Consider the following 21183-nt stretch of genomic DNA (forward strand, 5'->3'; position numbering starts at 1 on the left):
CCCACCGGGCTACCGCGTCCTCACCACACCACCCCAACCACCACCGGACCCGGCCGACCGGACACCCGATCCCGACGACGACCCACCACCCTTCTGACCCACCCGGTCAGCGCGACCCGAGCCGTGCTGACCGGGTGGGCGGGGCCCGCGGTTGCCGGCATGCAGGCCGAGCAGGCGACGAGGCCTACCCCCAGTAGAGCCGGAAGCCCACGCGTCGCCGGCCGTCCTCGGTCAACGTGGACATGTCGACGATCTGCCGGGCCTGCACGTCAACCGGGTCGTCCGAGAGGAGTTCCAGGTAGCGCCGGTGCTCGGCCAGCGACGCGACCGCCGTCTCGACCTGGTCGCTGACGTCCACCTCGTGCGGCGGGTCGGTCAGCTCGCCGACCGCGATGTACTGGACGCCGGACCACCGCTCCTCGGTGAGCTCCGGGAAGATCCACTCGTTGCCCGCATCGGCGACGGCGTCCAGCACCGACTGCCCGAGGGCCTGGTGGTCGGCGGAGTTGAGGTAGGCCGGTGACACCCCCGGCGGGGTCCACGTCGGCCCGAAGTACCCGGTGACGACGAGCTCGGGCCGGTGCCGCCGGATGGCCGCGGCGAGATCGCGGCGCAGCTCGGGCCCGGCGACCAGCACGCCGTCCCGGTGGTCGAGGAACTCCACCTCGGTGACCCCGACGACCGCCGCCGACCGCCGCTCCTCCTGCTCGCGGATCGGCCCTGCCTCCGCCGGTGGGACGCCGGCCATCCCCGCCTCGCCGCGGGTAGCCAGGAGGTAGTGCACCTCCTTGCCCCCGGCCGTCCAGGTGGCGACGGCGGCGGCGAGGCCGTACTCGATGTCGTCGGGGTGGGCGGCCACGACGAGGGCGCGCTGCCAGTCGTCGGGCATGCGGGTGGGCGGCATGTGCCGAGTCTGCCCCCGGGTCAGCGTCCGCGGGCCACCCGGAACGCTGCCGCCACCAGCGGGACCTGCAGGGGCAGCCGCACCGCGGCCGCGGCCAGCACCGGCGGTCTCCCGCGCCCGAGCCGCAGGTGGTGCAGGTGCGCGGGCACGAACGCCACCAGCAGCGCCGCGGCCGCCCAGCCACCGGCCCGCCGGCTGCGCGGGGCGGCGAGGAGGGCCGCGGTGCCGATCTCGGCGGCCCCGCTGGCCAGCACCCAGGCGCGCGCCTGCCCGAGCTCCGGCGGCACCAGCCACTCGTACGTGCGCGGGCGCACCAGGTGCAGCACCCCCGACCCGCCCAGCAGGACTGCCAGCCACGTCGCGCTCCCCGGCTTCCGCACCCGACCACCGTAGGGTGACCCGCCGTGAGCGCCGTCGACCTGCTGGTGGTGGCCGGCGTGGCCCTCCTCGCCGGGGGCGTGAACTCCGTCGCCGGTGGCGGGTCGTTGATCCTCTTCCCCACGCTGGTGGCGCTCGGGCTGGGCACCGTCGAGGCAAACGTGACCAACTCCGTCGCCCAGTGGCCCGGCTACCTCGGCGGCGTGGTGGGCTTCCGCCGCGAGTACCGGGGGCAGTTCCGGCGGCTGCTGCTGTTCTCGCTGGTCGCCGTCGTCGGCGGGACGATCGGCAGCATCCTGCTGCTGGTCCTGCCGTCGTCCGCGTTCGACGTGGTCGTTCCCCTGCTGGTGCTGCTGGCCAGCCTGCTGCTGGCCGTGCAGCAGGTCCTCACGAGGAAGCTGGGCGTCCGCCCCGGGGGTGACGGGACGCACAACCCCTGGTGGCTCTACCTCGCCCTGCTCGCCGCGACGATCTACGGGGGCTACTTCGGCGGTGCGCTGGGCGTGATCCTGGTCGCCGTCCTCGGCCTGGGGCTGGGGCGGCTCAAGCTGGCCAACGCCCTGAAGTCGGCGCTCTCCGCGGTCACCGCCACGGTCACCCTCGTCGTCTTCGGCCTCTTCGGCGACGTGCACTGGGTGGCGGTGGCCGTGGCCGCCCCGGCCGGTCTCGTCGGCGGGTTCCTCGGGGCCCGGATCGCCACCCGCATCCCCGTCACGCCGCTGCGCGCGTTCATCGTCGTCTTCGGGCTCGCCGTCTCGGTCTACCTGTTCCTCCGCATCTGACCCGGCCGCCGCCCGGCAACGCCGGCCCGCCGGCGCCCGGGACCTCAGCGCAGGTGCGCGGTGTCGTTCAGCAGCCGCACCGACGAGCGCCCGTCGGAGGACCAGGTCACGGTGCACAGCGACGCCGCCTCCAGGAACACCCGGTGGACGACGTCGTCGCCCGCACCGAGCCCGGCGGCGAGCAGCAGCTTGATCGGCGTGACGTGGCTGACGACCAGGACGGTCCGCCCCGCGTGCCGGCTGAGGACCCGCTGCCGCGCGGCGGCCACCCGGCGGGCGACGTCGGCGATCGACTCCCCACCGGGAGCGGCCACCGTCACGTCGGCCATGAACCGGCGCACGCCCAGGGGGTGCCGGGCCCGCGCCTCGTCGGCGGTGAGCCCCTCGAGGTCGCCGAAGTCCAGCTCGACCAGGTCGTCGTCGAACTCGACCAGGAGGCCCAGCCGCGCGGCCACGATCTCGGCGGTCTCCCGGGTGCGGCGCAGCGGCGAGGCGACGACGACGTCGATGCCGAGCTGCGCGGCCCGCTCCCCCGCCGCCTCCGCCTCGGCCCGGCCGGTCCGCGACAGCGGCAGCTCGTTGCGGCCGCTGAACCGGCGCTCGGGGGTGTGCTCGGTCTGCCCGTGGCGCAGCAGGTGCGTGACGGTGGTGACGACGGGCGCCGGCTCCGCGGTCGGCTGGACGTCGTCCTCGCTCACGGTGGGCTCCGCGGCGGCGTCCCGGTGCACCGGCCGGCCGTCCATCGCGCTGTTGGCCAGGGCGTCGGCGGCGCCGTTCTGCGCGCGCGGCACCCACGTGTAGCGGACGCCGCCCAGCTTCCGGGCGATCGCGCGGGCCTGCAACGCCAGCTGCTGCATGTCGGGGTGCTTGATCTTCCAGCGCCCCGACATCTGCTCGACGACCAGCTTGGAGTCCATGCGCACCTCGACCTCGGCCGAGGCGTCGAGGTCCAGCGCCGCCTGCAGCCCGGCGACCAGCCCGCCGTACTCGGCGACGTTGTTGGTCGCGCGGCCCACCGACGCGGCGCGCTCGGCCAGCACCCGCCCGGTGTCCGCGTCCCGCACGAGGGCGCCGTAGCCGGCCGGCCCCGGGTTGCCCCGCGAACCGCCGTCGGCCTCCACGACGAACCGGCGGCTCACAGGCCGCTCTCGGCGGTGCGGACCAGGATCCGCCCGCAGTTCTCGCACCGGACCACCTCGTGCGGGTCGGCGTTGCGGACCGCCGCCAGCTCCCGGCCGTTGAGCTCGATGCGGCACCCCTGGCACTGGCGGGCGCGGAGCATCGCCGCGCCGGTCGTGCCGGTCTGCGCGCGCACCCGGTCGTACAGCGCCAGCAGCGGCGCGGGCAGGCCACCGGCGACCGCGGCGCGGGCGCTCTCGTGCCGGCTGGTGCCGTCGGCGATGTCGGCGAGCGCGTCGTCGCGCAGCTGCTGGGCACGCTCCAGCTCGCCGCGCGCCTGCTCCCGCGCCTCCTGGGCCGCCCGCAGCGTCGCCTCGGCGGTCTCCAGCCGCTCCATCAGCTCGAGCTCCTGGTCCTCCAGGGTCGACTGCCGCCGGGCCAGCGACTCCAGCTCCAGCTGCAGGCTCGTCGTCTCCCGGGCGGTGACCCCGCCGGCGTCCAGGCGCTGCTGGTCGCGCGCCGCGCGCTGCCGGACCGTCTCGACGTCGGCCTCCAGGCGGGCGACCTCGCGCTGCAGGTCGCGCACCTCGGTCTCGGCCCGGACGACGTCGTCGGCGAGCGTCCGCTCGGTCTCCGCCGCGGCCTCCGCGGCCGCCGCCTCCGGCAGGGTCCGGCGCCGGTGGGCGAGCTGGGTCAGCGCGACGTCCTCCGCCGCGAGCTCCAGGAGCTTCTGCTGCTCGAAATGGTCCACCTTCACGAGGTCAACCTACCTGCGGCCCGGTCAGCGCAACGCCAGCTCGGCCTCCACCGCGGCGACGGCGGCCCCCGGCTCGGGCAACCCGCCCGAGGCGACCACCACGCCGTCCACGACGAGGGACTCCACGGCCATGCCCGCGCGCACCGAGCGGCGCAGCGCGGCACCCCGCAACCCGCGGCGGCGCCCGGCCCGGACCAGCTCCGGCACCAGCCACAGCCAGTTCGACGGCGACACCACCTCGATGGCGACGTCGTCCGGCAGCCGGGCGCGCAGCGCGCGGTACACGTCGCCGACCGCGTCCGCCGGCGGGACGTGGCGGTGCGAGCCGCCCTCGTCGAAGGGCCGGACCTCGCCACCGCAGCAGCCGCCCGACCCGGAGGCCGCGCGCGGCCCCCGGACGAGGACGACCCGGGTCACCCGCGGCCGTCCCGGTCCGGCCCACCGACCGGCCGGTCGGACACCGCGTCGTCGGGGTTGGCCCGGGCCACGACCGATTCCCGGCCGCCCCCGGTCCCGCCGGCGTCCACGGTGGCCGGCCGCTCCCGCCGCGCCGCGAGGAGCGCGATCGCCGCCTCGACGATCAGCCACACCGCCAGCACGAAGATCAGCGCGTCCAGCGGCGCGAGCACCCACTGGTCGTCCCGGACGAAGTTGCGCAGGTTCACGACCAGCGCCCAGGTGGTCATCGCCAGCAGGAACACCAGCGGGACGAGCGCCGCGATCGGGTTGCGGCCGCGCCGGGTGATCCACACCGCGATCACCGAGAGCGCGAGCCCCGCCGTGAGCTGGTTGGTCGTGCCGAACAGCTGCCACAGGACACCGAAGGTGTAACCGGCCTCGCCGCCGCCGGGCAGCAGCGCCATGCCCAGCGGGATGAGCACCGCGACGGTGGTCGCCAGCGTGAGGTTGCGCGACAGCGCCCGCACCCCGATCAGCTCGCCGATCTCCTGGACGACGTAGCGCTGCAGCCGGACGCCGGTGTCCATCGTCGTCGCCGCGAAGCTGATGACGACGACGGCGGCGAAGATCGTCGCCAGGTCGAGCGGGACGGCCAGGTTGTTGGCGAAGGCGGCGACGCCGTTGACGAAGTTGCCGGTCGCACCGCTCGACGCCGTCGCGAAGTCCGGGTAGAGCGCCTCCCAGTCGGCCTGCGAGGCCGCGACCCCCGCCGTGGCGGCCAGGACCGCGCCGGTGGCCAGGGAGCCCTCGCCGACGGCACCCATGTAGCCGACGTACCGGGCGTCGGGCTCCTTGTCCAGCTGCTTGGACGTCGTCCCCGACGAGACCAGCGAGTGGAACCCGGAGATCGCCCCGCAGGCGATGGTGATGAAGAGGAACGGGAAGAAGCTCGGCGACCCCTCGGGCACGTCGTTGACCACCGGGGCCGCGATGGTGTTCATGCCGACGATGACGCCGAGCGCGATCACGCCGAGGGCGATGAACAGCTGGTGGCTGTTGATGTAGTCGCGCGGCTGGAGCAGCACCCACACCGGGATGCGCGAGGCGATCCAGGTGTACGCGAAGAGCAGGACCACCCAGACGTTGCGCGTCTGCTCCACGCCGAGCGCGTCGGCGAGCCCGTCGAGGGAGATCGGGAACTCGTTGCCGACGAGGATCAGCGCGTAGAGCACCAGCACGCCGACGATCGAGGGCAGCAGCGCCGAGGAGCGGGTCCGGTAGATGTAGACGCCGATCGCGATCGCCAGCGGGATCTCCAGCACGATCGGGATGACCGCGCCCGGGTTGGCGACGAACAGGTTGCCGATGACGACGGCGAACACCGCGTTCACCAGCGTCAGCAGGAAGAAGATGATCGCCAGGAACAGCTTGCGCGCCCGGCCGTTGATGACCTCCCCGGCCAGGGTGCCGATGCTCTTGGCCTTGTGCCGGACCGACACCGCCAGGGCGCCGAAGTCGTGGACGCCGGCGGCGAAGATGGTGCCCAGGACGATCCAGGTCAGTGCCGGGCCCCAGCCCCAGAACACCGCGATCGCCGGCCCGACGATCGGCGCCGCCCCGGCCACCGAGGTGAAGTGGTGGCCGAAGAGCACGTGCTTGTTCGTCGGCACGAAGTCGTTGCCGTCGTTGAACTGGTGGGCCGGGGTGACGAACGCCGGGTCGAGGGCGTACACCTTCCGGGCCAGGTAGCTGGAGTAGTACCGGTAGCCGAGGAAGAACAGCACCCCGACCACGGCGGCCACGACGAACGCGGGCACGGCGAACCCCCAGGTCCACGGGCGGCCACGTCGCCGCCGTCGGAGGGAGTAGACATCCAGGCGATGGACACCACAAGTCTGGCCTCCGTCCACGCCGCAGGCGTGGCCGAACTGTTGTGGACCGTGCCCGGCGGCGCGCCGGGCGCCGCCGGCGTCGTCCCGCTCGTGCTCGGCGGCCGGGCGGCCGTCGCGCTGCCCTGGGCCCAGGTGGCCACCGCCCGCGCGGCCGCGGCCGCCGGTTCCGCCGCGCTGGTGCTCTCCGACCCGCGCCTCACCGGGTCGCGGTGGTCCCCCCTGGCCCTCACCGGGCGGCTCACCCTGGTCGAGGACGGCACCGGGGAGCTGTTCGCCGAGGAGCTGCTCGACCAGGAGCTCCGCAAGCACCCGCCGTCGCGGGCGCTCGCCGACTCGCACATGCTCCGCCGCGAGCACTGGTGGTACCTGCCGCGCCTGGTGCTGGTCCTCGACGCGGAGTCCGTCGTCCCGGTCGACCGGCGCGAGGGGCCGGCCGACGCCGTCCTGGGGGTCGACGACGGCGGGCTGCACGTGCGCACCGTGCGGGTCGCCGGCTGGGACGCCGAGCCGCTGGAGCTGCGGGGCGGACCGGCCGGGGTGGCCGGCCCGGCGGTGCTGGTCGGGCAGGAGCTCTCGGTACCCGACGTCGAGCGCTGGACCGTGCACACCACCACGGGCCGCTACGCCGGCGGCCGGCTGAGCGGGGTCCGCCCGGCCGCGACCCGGCAGCTGGAGCCGGTACCCGGCCTGCTGGCGCGGATCCGCCGGCAGCGCTCGCTCGAGCGCACCTGCGTGCAGGCCCTGCGCGCGGCCGGCCACGGCTGAGCCGCAGCCGCCGGGTCAGCCCGCGCGGGAGGTCCAGGGGTCGGTCCGCGTGGCGGCGACGGCGACCGCCACGGCGTCGTCCAGGTCCCGGCGCAGCCGGTCCGCGGCCACCGGCAGCCACGGCCACTCCGACGCCCAGTGCGCGACGTCGCACAGCGCCGGCCCGGTCACCTCGCGCGCGTCGGAGACCGGGTGGTGCTTCAGGTCGCTGGTGAGCAGCACGTCGGCGCCGGCCGCGGCGGCCGCGCCCAGCAGCGAGCCGCCGCTGCCGCCGCACACCGCGACGGTGGCGATCCTCCGGTCGGGGTCCCCGGCGGCCCGCACGCCCCCGGCCGTGGCCGGCAGGGCCGCGGCCGCGTGCTCGGCGAAGGCCCGCAGCGTCATCGGCTCCGGCAGCCGGCCGACCCGGCCGAGGCCCGCCCGCGGGTCCGCGGGCGAGGGCTCCAGCGGCACGGCGTCCTCGAGCCCGAGCGCGCCGGCCAGCGCGTCGTTGACCCCGCACCCCGGGGCCCGGTCGGCGTTGGTGTGCGCGACGAACAGCGCGGCCCCGGCCCGGACCAGCCGGTGCACCAGCCGCCCCCGCGGGTCGTCGGCGGGCACGCCGTGCACCGGCGTCAGGAACAGCGGGTGGTGGGTGACGAGCAGCTGCGCGCCGGTCGCGACCACCTCGTCGACGACGGCGGCCGTCGGGTCCACCGCGAACAGCACCGAGCGCACCGGCTCGGCGGGATCCCCGCAGACCAGGCCGACGGCGTCCCACCCCTCGGCGAGCGCGGGGTCGTAGCGGGCGTCGAGGGCGGCGAGGACCTTCCCGAGCTGCACGGTCACGGCTGGTCAGCGTAGGCGGGCCGCGCCGCCGCCGGTCCGCCGGAATGCCAAGCTTCCGCCGTGGGAGAGCGGCGGCGTCGGGAGCGGTCGCTGCGGGCCCCGGCCTGGCTGGAGGAGCTGGTGCGCACCACTCCCCCACCGGTGCCGTGGCGCGACGTCGCCCGGTTCGCCGTCTCGGTCCCCGCGCCCCTGGCCCTCGCCCTCGCGGTGGGCGGCGGGCTCGACGCCGGCGGAGCGCTCGGCGCCGGGGTGTTCGGCACGATCGGCGCGCTGGCGGCGAGCCTCGCACCGCAACCCGGACCGCTGCGCGAGCGGCTGCGCCGGACCTTCGCCGCCACCTCGTTCGGCACGCTCGGCCTGCTGGTGGGCCAGTACGCCAGCGGTGGCGGCTGGGGGCCGGTCGTCGTCATCGCCGCGCTGTCGGCCGCCGCCGCGCTGATCAGCGCGGTGAGCGCCGCGCTCTCCCTGGGCGCGCTGCAGCTGCTGGTCTACACCGCCCTCGCCTCGGGCCTGGAGACGCCGCTGCCGGTCGCCGCCGAGGTCGGCTTCTTCCTCTGCGGGGCGGCGTGGGCGACGGTCGTGACCCTGGTGCAGGCCCGCACCGAGCCGCTGGACCCCGACCGGGCGGCGGTCGCGGCGGTGTTCACCCGCATCGGCGAGCTGCTGGCAGCGGTGGGCGGCGACGCGGCGCCCGAGGCCCGCCGGGCGCTCACGAAGGCGCTCAACGCGGCGTACGACCGGGTGATCCGCAGCCGCAGCCGGTCATCCGGGCGCAGCCGGGAGCTCTCCGAGCTGGCCGGGGTCCTCAACGCCGCGGCCCCGCTCGTGGAGGGCGCGGTCGCGGCCGCCCGCGCGGGGGTGCCCGCCGACCCCGGCGACGTCCCCGCGGTGCACTCCCTGGCGGCGGCGGTCGCCGGCAGCGGGCAGCTCACCGACCAGCGGCCCCCTCCGCTGGAGCAGGGGCACCCCGCCGTCCGGGCGGTCCGCCACGGCGTGCGGCTGGTGTGGAACGTCGTCGGCGACCCCGAGGAGCGGGCCGGCGCCGCCGCGGCGGCCCCGCGGCCGGACGCCCGCACCCGCCTCCACGACCTGGCCGACCGCACGCTGGCCAGCGCCGATGCCCGGGCATTCGCCGTCCGCCTGGCGCTGTGCATGACCGTCGCCGAGATCGCCCGCCAGTACCTGCCGATCGAGCGCCCGTACTGGGTGCTGCTCACCGTCGCTATCGTCCTGAAGCCCGACTTCGGCTCGGTCTTCACCCGCGCGGTGCAGCGCGGCGCCGGGACGCTCCTCGGCGTGCTGCTCGGCTCGGCGCTGCTCGCGGTGCTGCCCCGCGACGGCTGGGTCCTGCTGGCGCTGGCCTGCGCGGCGGGGGTGCTGCCCTGGGCCCGCGACGCGAGCTTCGGGCTGTTCTCGGTGTTCCAGACGCCGCTGATCATCCTGCTGCTGGACCTGGCGATGCCGGGCGGCCCGGGGCTGGTCGGCGCGCGCCTGCTCGACACCCTGATCGGCTGCGCGATCGTGCTGGTCTTCGGCTACCTGCTGTGGCCGCAGACCTGGCGGGCGCCGCTGGACGAGGCGCTGCGCGAGGCCGCGCGGGCCCTGGACGCCTTCGTCGAGGCGGCGTTCACCGGCAGCCCGACCGAGCGCCGCCGCGCCCGCCGGCGCAGCTACCGCGCGCTCACCGAGCTGCAGACCCAGCTGCAGCGGCGGCTGGCCGAACCGCCGCCGATCAGCACACGGGCCGCCGCCTGGTGGCCGGTGATCGTGCAGCTGGAACGCACCTCCGACGCGGTCACCGAGGCCGTCATCGCCGGCCGCGGGGAGCCGGCCCCGGACCTCGCCCAGGTCGCCGTGCTGCGCCGGGCGATCCGCGGGCTCGAGGAGGACGTCCGGTCCCGCGGCGTGCCCGACGACGCCGAGCTGCACGCCGAGGGGGTGCTGGCGCCGGTGGCCCGCGAGGTGGACGCCGCCCGCCGGCTGGTGCGCGAGGCCGCCCCCGGGCGCCGTGGCGGGCACTGAGCCGCCGCGCCCGGTTGCGCCCCCCGCCGCGGGGCCCTGGGATGGCGCCGTGGCCGCCGATCCCCCGATCCTGACCCTCCCCTCGCTCGACGGGCCGCCCCCACCGGGCTCGCGGACGGTGACCACCGACGACGGCGTGGACCTGCACGTCGAGTTCGACGGCAGGGAGGACGCCCCGCTCACCGTCGTCCTCTCGCACGGGTTCACGGCGCGCCTGGCGGAGTGGGAGCCGCAGCGCCCGGCGCTGCGGGACCGGGCCCGGCTCGTGCTGTGGGACCAGCGCGGGCACGGCCGCTCCGGCTGGACGCCCCTCACCCGGGCCACCATCGACCGCACCGGCCGCGACCTCGGCCAGGTGCTCGACGCCGTCGCCCCGACCGGGCCGGTGGTGCTGGCCGGCCACTCGATGGGCGGCATGAGCATCCTGGCGCTGGCGCGGCAGCGACCGGAGCTGTTCGGCAGCCGCGTCGTCGGCGCGTTCCTCCTCGCCACCTCGGCGGGCGGGCTGGTGGGCGGGCTCACCGGGTTCCTCGTGGCGGTGCTGCGCCGGCTGCACCTGCTGCGGGTGTACCTCTGGCTGCTGCAGCGACTGGCCCCGGCGCTGGAGCGGCGACGCCGGCGCGGCACGTTCCTCGGCCGGCGGGCCATCCGGCGGCTGCTCTTCGGGCGCGACGACGCCGACCGGCGCTCCGTGCGCATGGTGCAGCACCTGCTGGAGGAGACCCCGCTGCCGGTGACGATGGCCTTCTACGCGACCTTCCTCGACCACGACGAGGCCGAGGCGCTGGAGGTGCTGCGCCGGGTGCCGGTCACCGTCGTCGCGGCGACCCACGACCGGCTCACCCCCGAGGCGCACGGCCGCCGGATCGCCGAGGCCGTGGGTGCGGAGCTGACCGTCGTCCCCGGGGCCGGGCACAGCGTCAACCTGACCCGCACCGAGGTGGTCAACCGCGCCTTCGCCGGGCTGCTCGACCGGGTCGAGGTCGAGGGGCGCCGGGCGGGTTGACCGGTGGCGGTCCCGGGCAGGCACGATGTGGCCGCCGCCACACGGTCGATGTGCGTGCCCGCAGGACCACACCTAACGTCGGCGGCTCCTGAACCGGAACGGCCGAGGAGTGAGACGTGGACCGGATGAGTGCCCTCGACAGCGGGTTCTACTTCGCCGAGAGCGAGAACACCCCCATGCACGTGGGGTCGGTCGCGGTCTTCGAGGGCCCGGCCCCCAGCTACGGCGACGTCGTGCGGCTGCTGCTGAGCAAGCTGCCGCTGGTCCCGCGGTACCGGCAGCGGGTGCGGGAGGTGCCGCTGCAGCTCGGCCGCCCGATGTGGGTCGACGACCCCCACTTCCAGATCCTCTACCACGTGCGGCACACCGCGGTGCCCTCGCCCGGCGGTGACGAGCAGCTGCGCAACCTGGCCGGCCGCGTGCTCGGCCAGCGCCTCGACATGGCCAAGCCGCTCTGGGAGCTGTGGCTGGTGGAGGGCCTGGCCGAGGGGCGCTGGGCGCTGATCTCCAAGGTGCACCACTGCATGGTCGACGGCGTCGCCGGCACCGACCTCATGCAGCTGATGTTCGACCTGGACCCGGACGCCACCCACGACGACCCCCGCGACTGGACGCCGCGGCGCGACCCCTCCACGCTCTCCCTCGTCGCCGGCGCGGTCACCGAGGCGGCGACCCAGCCGCTGCGCACCCTCGCCTCCCTGCCGACGGTGAGCGGCGCCGTCCGCAACGTTCGCGGGCTGACCGAGTCCGGCCGCACCCTCGCCCGCACCGTGCCCTCGCTGGCCAAGCAGGCGATCACCCCGACCGCCCGGTCGCTCAACGGGCACATCGGCCCCCACCGGCGCTGGGCGTGGACCCAGGGCCGGTTCGAGGAGTTCCGCACCGTGCGGACCGCGCTCGGCGGCACGGTCAACGACGTCGTCCTCACCGCCATCACGCGCGGGTTCCGCGACCTGCTCAAGGCCCGTGGCGAGCTCTCCTCGGAGCACCTGGTGGTGCGCTCGATGGTGCCGGTGTCGGTGCGCTCGCAGCAGCAGCGCGGCTCGCTGGACAACCGGGTCTCCGCCGTCTTCGTCGACCTGCCCGTCGGCGACCCGGACCCGGCCTCCCGGCTGCGGACGATCCGGGGCCAGATGGACGAGTACAAGAGGGCGATGCAGGCCGTCGACGTCCCCTCGATCATCGCGATGGGCGATTTCGTGGCCCCGACGCTGCTCTCCCTGGGCGTGCGCGCCGCCATGCAGACCGGCCAGATGTGGTGCCAGGCGGTGACGACGAACGTCCCCGGCCCGCGCGTGCCGCTGTACGTGCTGGGCAAGCGGATGTGCTCCGCGCACGCCTACGTGCCCATCGCCGGCGGCACCCGCTGCTCCATCGGGATCTTCAGCTACCTGGACACGATGACCTTCGGCATCAACGCCGACTTCGACGCCTTTCCCGACGTCGACGTCCTCTCCGGCGGGATCCGCCGCGGCATCGAGGAGCTGCTCGAGCTGGCCCGGGCGGCGGAGGCGACCCCGCCGGTGGAGCGGCCCACCGGCGGGAAGCCGACCGCCCCGGCAGCTGCCCGGTGAGCCCGGCGAAGCCGCGCGGGGGCCGCGCGCGCGGGCTGACCGTCGCCGTCACCGGGCCGACGGGGACCTTCGGCGCCGGCCTGGTGCCGCTGCTGCAGGAGGACGACCGCGTCGGATCCGTCATCGGGATGGCCCGCCGGCCGTTCGACCCGGCCGAGCGGGGCTGGACGAAGATGACGTACCGGCAGGGCGACGTGCGCGACCCCGAGGCGCTGCGCGAGGCCTTCGCCGGCGCCGACGTCGTCGTCCACCTGGCCTTCCTCATCACCGGCAACGCCTCCCGGCAGACGACCCGCGCGGTCAACGTCGACGGGACCCTGAACGTCTTCCGGGCGGCGGCCGCGGTCGGTGCCCGGCGCTTCGTCTACGCCTCCTCGGTCGCCGCCTACGGCTTCCACCGCGACAACCCGGAGCTCATCCCCGAGGAGTGGCCGGTGCGCCCCGCCTCGCGGCTGTTCTACGCCCAGGAGAAGGCCGAGCTCGAGCAGCTGCTCGACGAGGAGTCCGCGGCCGCCCCGGGGCTGGACCTGTACCTGCTCCGCCCGCCGGTCGTGCTGGGCCCGCACGCCGTCGGCGGGAAGGACGTGCTGCCCGGCCCGCTGGCCCCGGTGGGGCGCCGGCTCTTCGGCCGGCCGCGGCGGCTGCCGGTCCCCGTGCCGCTGCTGGTGCCGCAGCACCCGCTGCAGTTCGTGCACCAGGACGACGTCGGGCAGGCGCTGCTCCTGTGCGTGCTCGGCGCCGGCCCGCCCGGCGCCTACAACATCGCCGGCGAGGGCGTCCTGACCGCCGCCGACGTCGCCCGGGAGTTCGGCGCGCTGGCCATCCCGCTGCCGGCCGCGCCGGCGCAGGCCGCCGCCCGCGCCTTCTCCCGGCTGCCGTTCCTGCCGCCCGCGGCGGAGTGGGTGGAGGCGGCGAGCCGGCCGGCGATCATGGACACCACCCGGGCCCGCGAGGAGCTCGGCTGGCGTCCGCGCTACACCGGGCTGGAGGCGCTGCGCGACACGCTCAGGCCCGGGAACCGGTGAGCTCCGCGTCCCGCATCCAGTCGCCCACCTCCGCGACCAGCCGCTCCGGCTCCTGCAGCTGCGGCACGTGCCCGACGCCGGACCACTCCGCGTAGCGCCAGTCCGGGTGCCGCCGGGCGATGTCGCGGGCGGCCGCCACGGGCACCAGCCGGTCGCGGTCGCCGTGGACCAGCAGCACCGGGACGTCGATCGAGGCCATCGCGGCCCGGTACCGGCGCGGATCGGCGAGCACGCGCAGCAGCGAGCGGGCGGCGGCGAGGAACGCGCGGTCCATGCCCTGGACGTCGCGCCGCTCCTCCAGCAGGGACACCGACCGGTCGATGACGTCGGCGGGCACCCGCCCGGGGTCGACGCCGACGAGCTCCAGCATCTCCCGCACGCGGGCCAGGGCCGACGTCCGCTGCCGCCGCCACCACAGGAAGCGCTCGCCGACGAAGGGGATCGCGTACAGCGCGAACATCACCGCGACGCGGGGGTCGAGCGCCCGGCGGGCGCCGGGGACGGCGGGGTCGAGCAGCACCAGACCGCGGACCGCCTCGGGGTGCTCACCGGTCTCGAGGATCGAGATCATGCCGCCCATCGAGTTGCCGACGAGCACCGCCGGCTCCCCCACCACCTCGGTGAGGAAGCGGTGCAGCACCGCGACGTTGGCCGGCACGCTGGCCGTGCGCCCACCGGGCTCGCTGCGGCCGAAACCGGGCAGGTCCAGCGCCAGCACCCGACCGTGCTCCCGCAGCGCCGGGGCCACGAGGTCCCAGTTGAGGTGCGAACCACCCAGCCCGTGCACCAGCACCACCGGCGGTCCGTCGTCGGCTCCCCCGAAGTCCAGGTAGTGCACCGGGCCCCCGAGGTCGACCGTGCAGCTCCGCCCCGGCGTCGCGTCCTCGCGCATCCTGCTCCCTCCGTCGTCGTCCGTACGGTGGCACGTGGTGCCGGCGGCCGCAGCGCCGCCCCGGCCCGGCAGATCCGGACGAAGGCGTCCGCTATGACCCAGGACACAGTTCGGCAACATGTGCCTGCGCGTCCTGGCCGCCAGGTGTGAGCCAGACCGCATCTTGGTAGTGCCCTTCCACGAACGGACGGCAGCCAGGAGGACGACGTGGCACGACTGCAGGGTGATGGTCCGGCGCTCCCGCTCTACCTGAGCGAGCCGACGCGGGCGTTCGCGGACTACGGCCTCTACCTGGCGGCCCGCCCGCTCGCCCAGCGGCTGCCGAAGGGCGACGGCCACCCCGTGCTGGTCCTCCCCGGCCTGCTCGCCGACGACACCTCGACCCGCGTGCTCCGGGCCACGCTGCGGCGGCTGGGCTACCGGGTGCACGGGTGGGGGCTGGGGCGCAACATCGGCCCCACCGCGGTCTGCGTCAACGGGATGCGCGACAAGCTGGACTACCTGCACAACCGCTACCGCCGCGAGCTCACGGTCATCGGCTGGAGCCTGGGCGGCATCTTCGCCCGCGACCTCGCCCGCCAGTGCCCCGACGCGGTGCGTCAGGTGATCACGCTGGGCAGCCCGTTCCGCATCGAGCGGCACACCCAGACCCGCGCCTCGAAGGCGTTCGACCGGTACGCACACCTGCACGTGGAGCAGCGGGAGTTCCCGCTGGAGCCCGAGGGGTGCCCGCTGCCGGTGCCGGCGACCTCGATCTACTCGCACTACGACGGGATCGTGCACTGGCAGACCTGCCTGAACACCCCGGGCGAGCGCTGCGAGAACATCGCGGTCACCGCGAGCCACCTGGGCATCGGGCACCACCCGGCGGCGCTGTGGGCGATCGCCGACCGGCTGGCCCAGCCCGAGGGCGAGTGGGCCCCGTTCAAGGCGCCGGCGTTCCTGCGCCCGGCCTTCCCGAAGCCCGCCGAGCCCGCCGCGACGGGCCCGGTCGACGCCGCGGCGGCCTGACCGGCGACGGCACGGGTGGGCGCGACAGGGTTCGAACCTGCGACCGCTCGGTTGTAAGCCGAGAGCTCTACCGCTGAGCTACACGCCCCGCGCGCCCTAGGGTAGGAGCCCCGGGCGCCCCGTCTCAGCCCGCGAGGGCAGCGACGGCGTCCTTCCAGCCGGACTGCTCGCGGGCGTCGCCGGGGCCGTTGACCTCGGCGAAGGCGATCGCACCCTCGGCGTCGACCAGGAACGTGCCGCGCAGCGCCATGCCGGCCTTCTCGTTGAACACTCCGTAGGCCTGGGCCACGGTGCCGTGCGGCCAGAAGTCCGAGAGCAGCGGGAAGTCGAAGCCCTCCTGCGCCTTGAACGCCTTGAGGCTGAAGACCGGGTCGGTGCTGATGGCCAGCACCGTCACGCCCGCGTCCGTGTAGTTGGCCAGCTCGTCGCGCAGCTGGCAGAGCTCGCCGGTGCAGATGCCGGAGAAGGCGAAGGGGTAGAAGACCAGCAGCACGGGGGTGCCGCGGAGATCGGCCAGGGACACCACCTGCTTGTCCTGGTCCGGGAGGCTGAACTCGGGCGCGCGGTCACCGACGGAGAGGCTCATGCCCCCGATCGTGCCTCAGCGCCGGCTGCGGGCCGCCTTGGGGGTGACCAGCCGGATGCCCGACCAGTCCTTGGCCGCGGAGATGCTGCTGGTCTGCGAGAGCCCGGCCGTGGGGGCGACCTCGGTGACGTCACCCGGCTCGACGTGCCCGGGCCGGCCCGACTTGGGCACCAGCAGCCAGACGACGCCCTCGTCGGCCAGCGAGGTCAGCGCGTCGGTGAGGGCGTCGAACAGGTCGCCGTCGTCCTCCCGCCACCAGAGGACGACGACGTCGGCCACCTCGTCGGTGTCCTCGTCCACCATCTCGCTGCCGGAGGCCTCGACGATCGAGTCGCGCAGGTCCTCGTCGGCGTCCTCGCTCCAGCCGAGCTCCTGCACGACCATGCCCGGCTTGATGCCCAACCGGGCCGCCATGCCGGTGCTGTCGACGCTCATCCCTGCTGCTCCTCCATGGGTCGGCCTGCTGCTGGCCTGGTGTGGGGTGGACGGTGCCCGGCCGGGCCGGCGACCACGCGGGGCCGCGTCACGGACGGACCGTGCGGGCGGTGGACCGACACGCGGCGGCGATCGACACGACCAGCGGGAGAACCACCCGCACCCCGGTCATGTCACCCCTCTCGCTGTCGTCGAGCGCCCGTCGCCCGGCCCTCGCGGCCGTACATCCGGACGGCGCCGTCCTGTCGAGGCACCGCAGGCGGAAGCGTAGGGCATAGCGGGCGGGGCGCAAGCCTGCGCGCACCGAGTGCACCGGTGCGCGGCGCGCGTGTCCGCCCGACACGACTTCGCCCGCAGATGGGGTCGGGACGTGACGCGGACGACGTCGTCGGGAGACGATGGGGGCATGAGCGCACCGCAGCAGCCGGACGGCGACCCCGCCCGCGCAGGACAGGCCCGCGCGGTCATCACCGACGGGCTCCCCAGCCAGCTGGTCGACACCGACCCCGACGAGACGCAGGAGTGGCTGGAGTCCCTCGACGCCGTCGTCGACCACGCCGGCCGCGGACGGGCCCGGTACCTGATGCTCCGGATGCTGCAGCGCAGCCGCGAGCAGCAGGTCGGCGTGCCCGCCCTGCGCAGCACCGACTACATCAACACCATCCCGCCCGAGCGCGAGCCCTGGTTCCCGGGTGACGAGCACGTCGAGCGGCGGATCCGCGCCTACATCCGGTGGAACGCCGCGATCATGGTCCACCGCGCGCAGCGGCCGGGCATCGGCGTCGGCGGGCACATCTCCTCCTACGCGTCGTCGGCCTCGCTCTACGAGGTCGGCTTCAACCACTTCTTCCGCGGCAAGGACCACCCCGGCGGCGGCGACCAGATCTGGTTCCAGGGGCACGCCTCCCCCGGCATCTACGCCCGCGCGTTCCTCGAGGGCCGGCTCAGCGAGGACCAGCTCGACGGTTTCCGCCAGGAGGTCAGCCACCCCGGCGGCGGGCTGTCGTCCTACCCGCACCCGCGGCTGATGCCCGACTTCTGGGAGTTCCCCACCGTCTCGATGGGGCTCGGCCCGCTCAACGCCATCTACCAGGCGCGGTTCAACCGCTACCTGCACGCGCGCGGCATCAAGGACACCTCCGACCAGCACGTGTGGGCGTTCCTCGGCGACGGCGAGATGGACGAGCCCGAGTCGCTGGGCGTCATCGGGCTGGCCGCCCGCGAGGAGCTGGACAACCTCACGTTCGTCGTCAACTGCAACCTGCAGCGGCTCGACGGCCCGGTCCGGGGCAACGGCAAGGTGATCCAGGAGCTGGAGTCGTTCTTCCGCGGGGCCGGCTGGAACGTCGTCAAGGTGATCTGGGGCCGGGAGTGGGACCCGCTGCTGGCCGCCGACCGCGACGGCGCGCTGGTCAACATCATGAACTCCACGCCCGACGGCGACTACCAGACCTACAAGGCCGAGGACGGCGCCTTCGTCCGCGAGCACTTCTTCGGCAAGGACGCGCGCACCCGCAAGCTCGTGGAGAACATGAGCGACAAGGAGATCTGGAACCTCTCCCGGGGTGGGCACGACTACCGCAAGGTCTACGCGGCGTTCAAGGCGGCGGTGGAGCACAAGGGCCAGCCGACCGTCATCCTCGCCAAGACCATCAAGGGCTGGACCCTGGGCAGCCACTTCGAGGGCCGCAACTCCACCCACCAGATGAAGAAGCTGACCGCCGAGGACCTCGCCGCCTTCCGCGACCGGCTCTACCTGGACATCCCCGACTCGGCGCTGGACAAGACCCTGCCGCCGTACTACCGGCCCGACCCGGACTCCGACGAGATGCAGTACATGCTCGAGCGGCGCCGGGCCCTCGGTGGGGCCGTCCCGCGCCGCCGCTCGGAGTTCAAGACGCTCAAGGCGCCCGACGACAAGGCGCTCGACGTCCTGCGCCGCGGCTCGGGCAAGCAGGAGGTGGCGACGACGATGGCGTTCGTCCGCCTGCTCAAGGAGCTGCTCAAGGACAAGGAGCTCGGCCCGCGGTTCGTGCCGATCATCCCCGACGAGGCGCGCACCTTCGGGATGGACTCCCTCTTCCCGACCCAGAAGATCTACAACCCGGCCGGCCAGCGCTACACCTCGGTCGACCGCGAGCTCATGCTCACCTACAAGGAGTCCGAGCAGGGGCAGATCCTGCACGAGGGCATCAACGAGGCCGGTTCGACGGCGTCGTTCACCGCCGTCGGCACCTCGTACGCGACGCACGGCGAGCCGATGATCCCGATCTACATCTTCTACTCGATGTTCGGGTTCCAGCGGACCGGCGACTCGATCTGGGCCGCCGCCGACCAGATGACCCGCGGCTTCATGCTGGGTGCCACGGCCGGGCGGACGACGCTCAACGGCGAGGGGCTGCAGCACGAGGACGGGCACTCGCTGCTGCTCGCGCAGACCAACCCCGCGGTGGTCTCCTACGACCCGGCGTTCTCCTACGAGGTCGCGCACATCACCCGGGACGCGCTGGCCCGCATGTACGGCGAGGACCCGGGCGCCCCGCTGGGCGGCTCCCGCTCCCCCGACGTCATGTACTACCTGACGGTCTACAACGAGCCGTTCAACCAGCCGGCCGAGCCCGAGGACCTCGACGTCCAGGGCCTGCTCGCCGGCATGTACCGCTACGCCGCGGGTCCGGGCACCGAGGGGCCCAAGGCCCAGGTGCTGGCCTCCGGCGTCGCCGTGCCGTGGGCACTGCGGGCGCAGGAGCTGCTGGCGCAGGACTGGGGGGTGAGCGCCGACGTCTGGTCGGTCACCTCGTGGAACGAGCTGCGCCGGCAGGCCGACGAGTGCCAGGAGCACAACCTCCTGCACCCGGAGGAGGAGCCCCGCACCCCGTACGTGACCTCCCGGCTGCAGGAGACGGTCGGCCCGGTGGTCGCGGTGTCGGACTGGATGCGGGCGGTGCCCGACCTGATCGCGCCGTTCGTGCCCGGCGGCATGGCGACCCTCGGCACCGACGGCTTCGGCCTCTCCGACACCCGCCCGGCGCTGCGGCGGCACTTCCACGTCGACGCCGAGTCGATCGTGGTGCGCACGCTCGCCTCGCTGGCCGACGAGGGGCAGGTCGACCGCGCCAAGGTGCGCGAGGCCGTGGAGAAGTACCGGATCCGGGACGTGCAGGCCGCGCCGGCAGACGAGCGGTCCGACCCCAGCCCGGCGACCTGAGACGGGGAGCGGGGCCCGTGACGGGCCCCGCTCCCCGTCTCAGCCCTGCTCGCGGTGGCGGCGGATGACGTCGGCGTAGACCCGGCCGCTGTCCTTGACGGTGCGGCGCTGGGTGTCGTAGTCCACGTGCACGAGCCCGAACCGCTGGGCGTACCCCCGGGCCCACTCGTAGTTGTCCAGCAGCGACCACGCGAAGTAGCCGCGGACGTCGACGCCCTCGTCCATGGCGGTGCGCAGCGCCGCGAGGTGCCGCAGCAGGAAGTCGGTCCGCTCGGGGTCGTGCACGGCCCCGTCGGGCGACACCTCGTCCGCCCATGCCGACCCGTTCTCGGTGATGACCAGCGGCAGTCCGGGCGCCTGCTCCCCGATCCACCGCAGCAGCCGGGTGAACGCCTCGGGGCTCACCCCCCAGCCCATCGTGGTCGTGACGCCCTCGGGGTCGAGCTCGACGACGTCCTCCCCGCCGATGAACGACGTCGGCGGCATGCCCTCGGGGCGGACCCCGGCCCGCACGGTCTCCTCGAAGTAGTAGTTGACGCCCAGCCAGTCCAGCGGCGCACCGATGACCTCGAGGTCGCCGTCCTCCACCGGCAGGGGCGCGCCGGCGGCCGCGAGGTCGGCGACGACGTCCTCGGGGTAGGCGCCGGTGACCAGCGGCACCAGGAACATGCGGTTCTGCTGGCCGTCGAGCCGCCGCGCGGCGTCGACGTCCTCGGGCCGGTCGCTGGCCGGGGACATCGGCGTGAAGTTCAGCGTGATGCCCAGGTGGTCGACGCCGCGCCCGCGCAGGACGCCGGCGGCCAGGCCGTGGCCGAGCAGCAGGTGGTGCACCGCCCGCGAGGCCGAGACGGCGTCCCGGACGCCCGGCGCGTGCGCCCCGGACTGGTGGCCCAGGAGCGCGCTGACCATCGGCTCGTTCAGCGTCGACCAGTGCCGCACCCGGTCACCGAGCGCGTCGTGGACGATCCCGGCGTAGTCGGCGAAGCGGGCCGAGGTGTCTCGGGAGGTCCAGCCGCCGCGGTCCTGCAGCGCCTGGGGCAGGTCCCAGTGGTAAAGCGTCAGCCACGGGTCGATGCCCTGCTCGAGCAGCTCGTCGACCAGGCGGCGGTAGAAGTCCAGGCCCCGCTGCTCCACCCGGCCGGCACCCTCGGGCAGCACCCGCGGCCAGGCGACGGAGAACCGGTAGGCCGACAGGCCCAGCTCCCTCATCAGCGCGACGTCCTCGGGGTACCGGGTGTAGTGCTCGACGGCGACGTCGCCGGTGTGGCCCTGGAAGGTCCGGCCCGGGGTGTGGCTGAAGGTGTCCCAGATCGAGGGGCCCCGGCCGTCGACGTCGACGGCGCCCTCGATCTGGTAGGCGGCCGTGGCGGCGCCGAAGAAGAACCCGGGCGGGAAGGTGAGCCCTCCGGCGAGCTCCGGACGGCTGTCGGTCGAGGACATGGGCGCGCTGCTCCTTGGCGGTCGATCGGTCCGGGGCGCCGGCCGGCGCGAGTCCGGCCGGGCGTGGTGAGAACGCTCTCACACCTCGTGCGGTGGCCGCACCGGCACTACGGTGACCACCCGGCGGTCGCGAGCCGTCGCCGCCCGTCACCGTGAGGAG

The 21183-nt window shown here is 74.9% G+C and carries 19 protein-coding genes and 1 tRNA gene; 8 read left to right on the plus strand and 12 right to left on the minus strand.

The window, feature by feature from the left end; translation table 11 throughout:
- Positions 1-184 precede the first annotated feature (184 nt).
- Both E9565_RS09980 and E9565_RS09985 read right to left on the minus strand, forming a co-directional pair.
- A complete protein-coding gene (locus E9565_RS09980; protein ID WP_236828804.1) occupies positions 185-904 on the minus strand; it encodes a PIG-L deacetylase family protein in 720 nt (239 codons plus the stop codon).
- 20 nt (positions 905-924) lie between these two features.
- Entirely contained in the window at positions 925-1284 is a 360-nt protein-coding gene (locus E9565_RS09985; protein WP_236828805.1) for a hypothetical protein, read from the minus strand.
- Between the two features lie 24 nt (positions 1285-1308).
- Between E9565_RS09985 and E9565_RS09990 the strand changes: the two genes are divergently transcribed.
- On the plus strand, positions 1309-2064 hold the full coding sequence (locus E9565_RS09990; protein WP_236834870.1) for a sulfite exporter TauE/SafE family protein: 756 nt from the start codon (positions 1309-1311) through the stop codon (positions 2062-2064).
- A 44-nt stretch (positions 2065-2108) separates the two neighbouring features.
- On the opposite strand, the gene E9565_RS09995 is transcribed toward E9565_RS09990, so the two are convergent.
- Genes E9565_RS09995 through E9565_RS10010 form a run of 4 tightly spaced genes read right to left on the minus strand, consistent with a single transcriptional unit; the run spans position 2109 to position 6156 of the window.
- Positions 2109-3203 (minus strand): bifunctional RNase H/acid phosphatase, encoded by a 1095-nt coding sequence (locus E9565_RS09995; RefSeq protein ID WP_236834872.1) that lies wholly within the window; start codon positions 3201-3203, stop codon positions 2109-2111.
- Positions 3200-3940 (minus strand): zinc ribbon domain-containing protein, encoded by a 741-nt coding sequence (locus E9565_RS10000; RefSeq protein ID WP_236828808.1) that lies wholly within the window; start codon positions 3938-3940, stop codon positions 3200-3202. The genes E9565_RS09995 and E9565_RS10000 overlap by 4 nt, the downstream gene beginning before the upstream one ends.
- A 24-nt stretch (positions 3941-3964) precedes the next feature.
- Complete coding sequence (locus E9565_RS10005) at positions 3965-4357, minus strand: hypothetical protein (RefSeq protein ID WP_236825747.1); 393 nt, start codon at positions 4355-4357, stop codon at positions 3965-3967.
- The gene (locus E9565_RS10010; protein WP_236825746.1) at positions 4354-6156 is read right to left on the minus strand and encodes a carbon starvation protein A; all 1803 of its coding nucleotides are present in this window, start codon (positions 6154-6156) and stop codon (positions 4354-4356) included. Before E9565_RS10010 ends, E9565_RS10005 begins: the two co-directional genes overlap by 4 nt.
- Positions 6157-6219: 63 nt before the next feature.
- Here E9565_RS10010 and E9565_RS10015 point away from each other — a divergent pair, with 63 nt between their 5' ends.
- Complete coding sequence (locus E9565_RS10015) at positions 6220-6996, plus strand: hypothetical protein (RefSeq protein WP_236834874.1); 777 nt, start codon at positions 6220-6222, stop codon at positions 6994-6996.
- Between the two features lie 15 nt (positions 6997-7011).
- On the opposite strand, the gene E9565_RS10020 is transcribed toward E9565_RS10015, so the two are convergent.
- Positions 7012-7824: a Nif3-like dinuclear metal center hexameric protein gene (locus tag E9565_RS10020; protein WP_236825744.1), complete on the minus strand. Its 813-nt coding sequence runs from the start codon at positions 7822-7824 to the stop codon at positions 7012-7014.
- Between the two features lie 60 nt (positions 7825-7884).
- Between E9565_RS10020 and E9565_RS10025 the strand changes: the two genes are divergently transcribed.
- The 4 genes from E9565_RS10025 to E9565_RS10040 all read left to right on the plus strand — a co-directional run bounded on the left by E9565_RS10025 (position 7885) and on the right by E9565_RS10040 (position 13451).
- Positions 7885-9846: an FUSC family protein gene (locus E9565_RS10025; RefSeq protein WP_236825743.1), complete on the plus strand. Its 1962-nt coding sequence runs from the start codon at positions 7885-7887 to the stop codon at positions 9844-9846.
- A gap of 49 nt (positions 9847-9895) precedes the next feature.
- Positions 9896-10852, plus strand: a complete 957-nt coding sequence (locus tag E9565_RS10030; protein WP_236825742.1) for an alpha/beta fold hydrolase — start codon at positions 9896-9898, stop codon at positions 10850-10852.
- 125 nt (positions 10853-10977) lie between these two features.
- Positions 10978-12426 (plus strand): wax ester/triacylglycerol synthase family O-acyltransferase, encoded by a 1449-nt coding sequence (locus E9565_RS10035; protein WP_236834904.1) that lies wholly within the window; start codon positions 10978-10980, stop codon positions 12424-12426.
- Positions 12423-13451 carry an NAD-dependent epimerase/dehydratase family protein gene (locus tag E9565_RS10040; protein ID WP_236834876.1) on the plus strand — a complete coding sequence of 343 codons (1029 nt, stop codon included), beginning with the start codon at positions 12423-12425 and terminating at the stop codon, positions 13449-13451. Before E9565_RS10035 ends, E9565_RS10040 begins: the two co-directional genes overlap by 4 nt.
- Here E9565_RS10040 and E9565_RS10045 read toward each other — a convergent pair.
- Entirely contained in the window at positions 13432-14343 is a 912-nt protein-coding gene (locus E9565_RS10045) for an alpha/beta fold hydrolase (RefSeq protein ID WP_236825740.1), read from the minus strand. The genes E9565_RS10040 and E9565_RS10045 overlap by 20 nt on opposite strands.
- Positions 14344-14550: 207 nt before the next feature.
- On the opposite strand from E9565_RS10045, the gene E9565_RS10050 reads away from it, so the two are divergent.
- Positions 14551-15354, plus strand: coding sequence for a triacylglycerol lipase (locus E9565_RS10050; protein ID WP_236825739.1), 804 nt, complete (start codon positions 14551-14553; stop codon positions 15352-15354).
- Between the two features lie 16 nt (positions 15355-15370).
- Here the strand turns inward: E9565_RS10050 and E9565_RS10055 are convergent.
- The 3 genes from E9565_RS10055 to E9565_RS10065 all read right to left on the minus strand — a co-directional run bounded on the left by E9565_RS10055 (position 15371) and on the right by E9565_RS10065 (position 16375).
- Positions 15371-15442: transfer RNA gene (locus E9565_RS10055), tRNA-Val, on the minus strand.
- Between the two features lie 36 nt (positions 15443-15478).
- Positions 15479-15940, minus strand: coding sequence for a peroxiredoxin (locus tag E9565_RS10060; RefSeq protein ID WP_236825738.1), 462 nt, complete (start codon positions 15938-15940; stop codon positions 15479-15481).
- A 15-nt stretch (positions 15941-15955) separates the two neighbouring features.
- Positions 15956-16375 (minus strand): DUF3052 domain-containing protein, encoded by a 420-nt coding sequence (locus E9565_RS10065; RefSeq protein WP_091934642.1) that lies wholly within the window; start codon positions 16373-16375, stop codon positions 15956-15958.
- Positions 16376-16781: 406 nt separating this feature from the next.
- On the opposite strand from E9565_RS10065, the gene aceE reads away from it, so the two are divergent.
- A complete protein-coding gene (aceE, locus tag E9565_RS10070) occupies positions 16782-19583 on the plus strand; it encodes a pyruvate dehydrogenase (acetyl-transferring), homodimeric type (RefSeq protein ID WP_236825737.1) in 2802 nt (933 codons plus the stop codon).
- A gap of 39 nt (positions 19584-19622) precedes the next feature.
- On the opposite strand, the gene E9565_RS10075 is transcribed toward aceE, so the two are convergent.
- Entirely contained in the window at positions 19623-21023 is a 1401-nt protein-coding gene (locus tag E9565_RS10075) for a GH1 family beta-glucosidase (protein ID WP_236834878.1), read from the minus strand.
- Positions 21024-21183 lie beyond the last annotated feature (160 nt).

It is taken from the genome of Blastococcus sp. KM273129 (assembly GCF_021698995.1).
GTDB lineage: Bacteria > Actinomycetota > Actinomycetes > Mycobacteriales > Geodermatophilaceae > Blastococcus.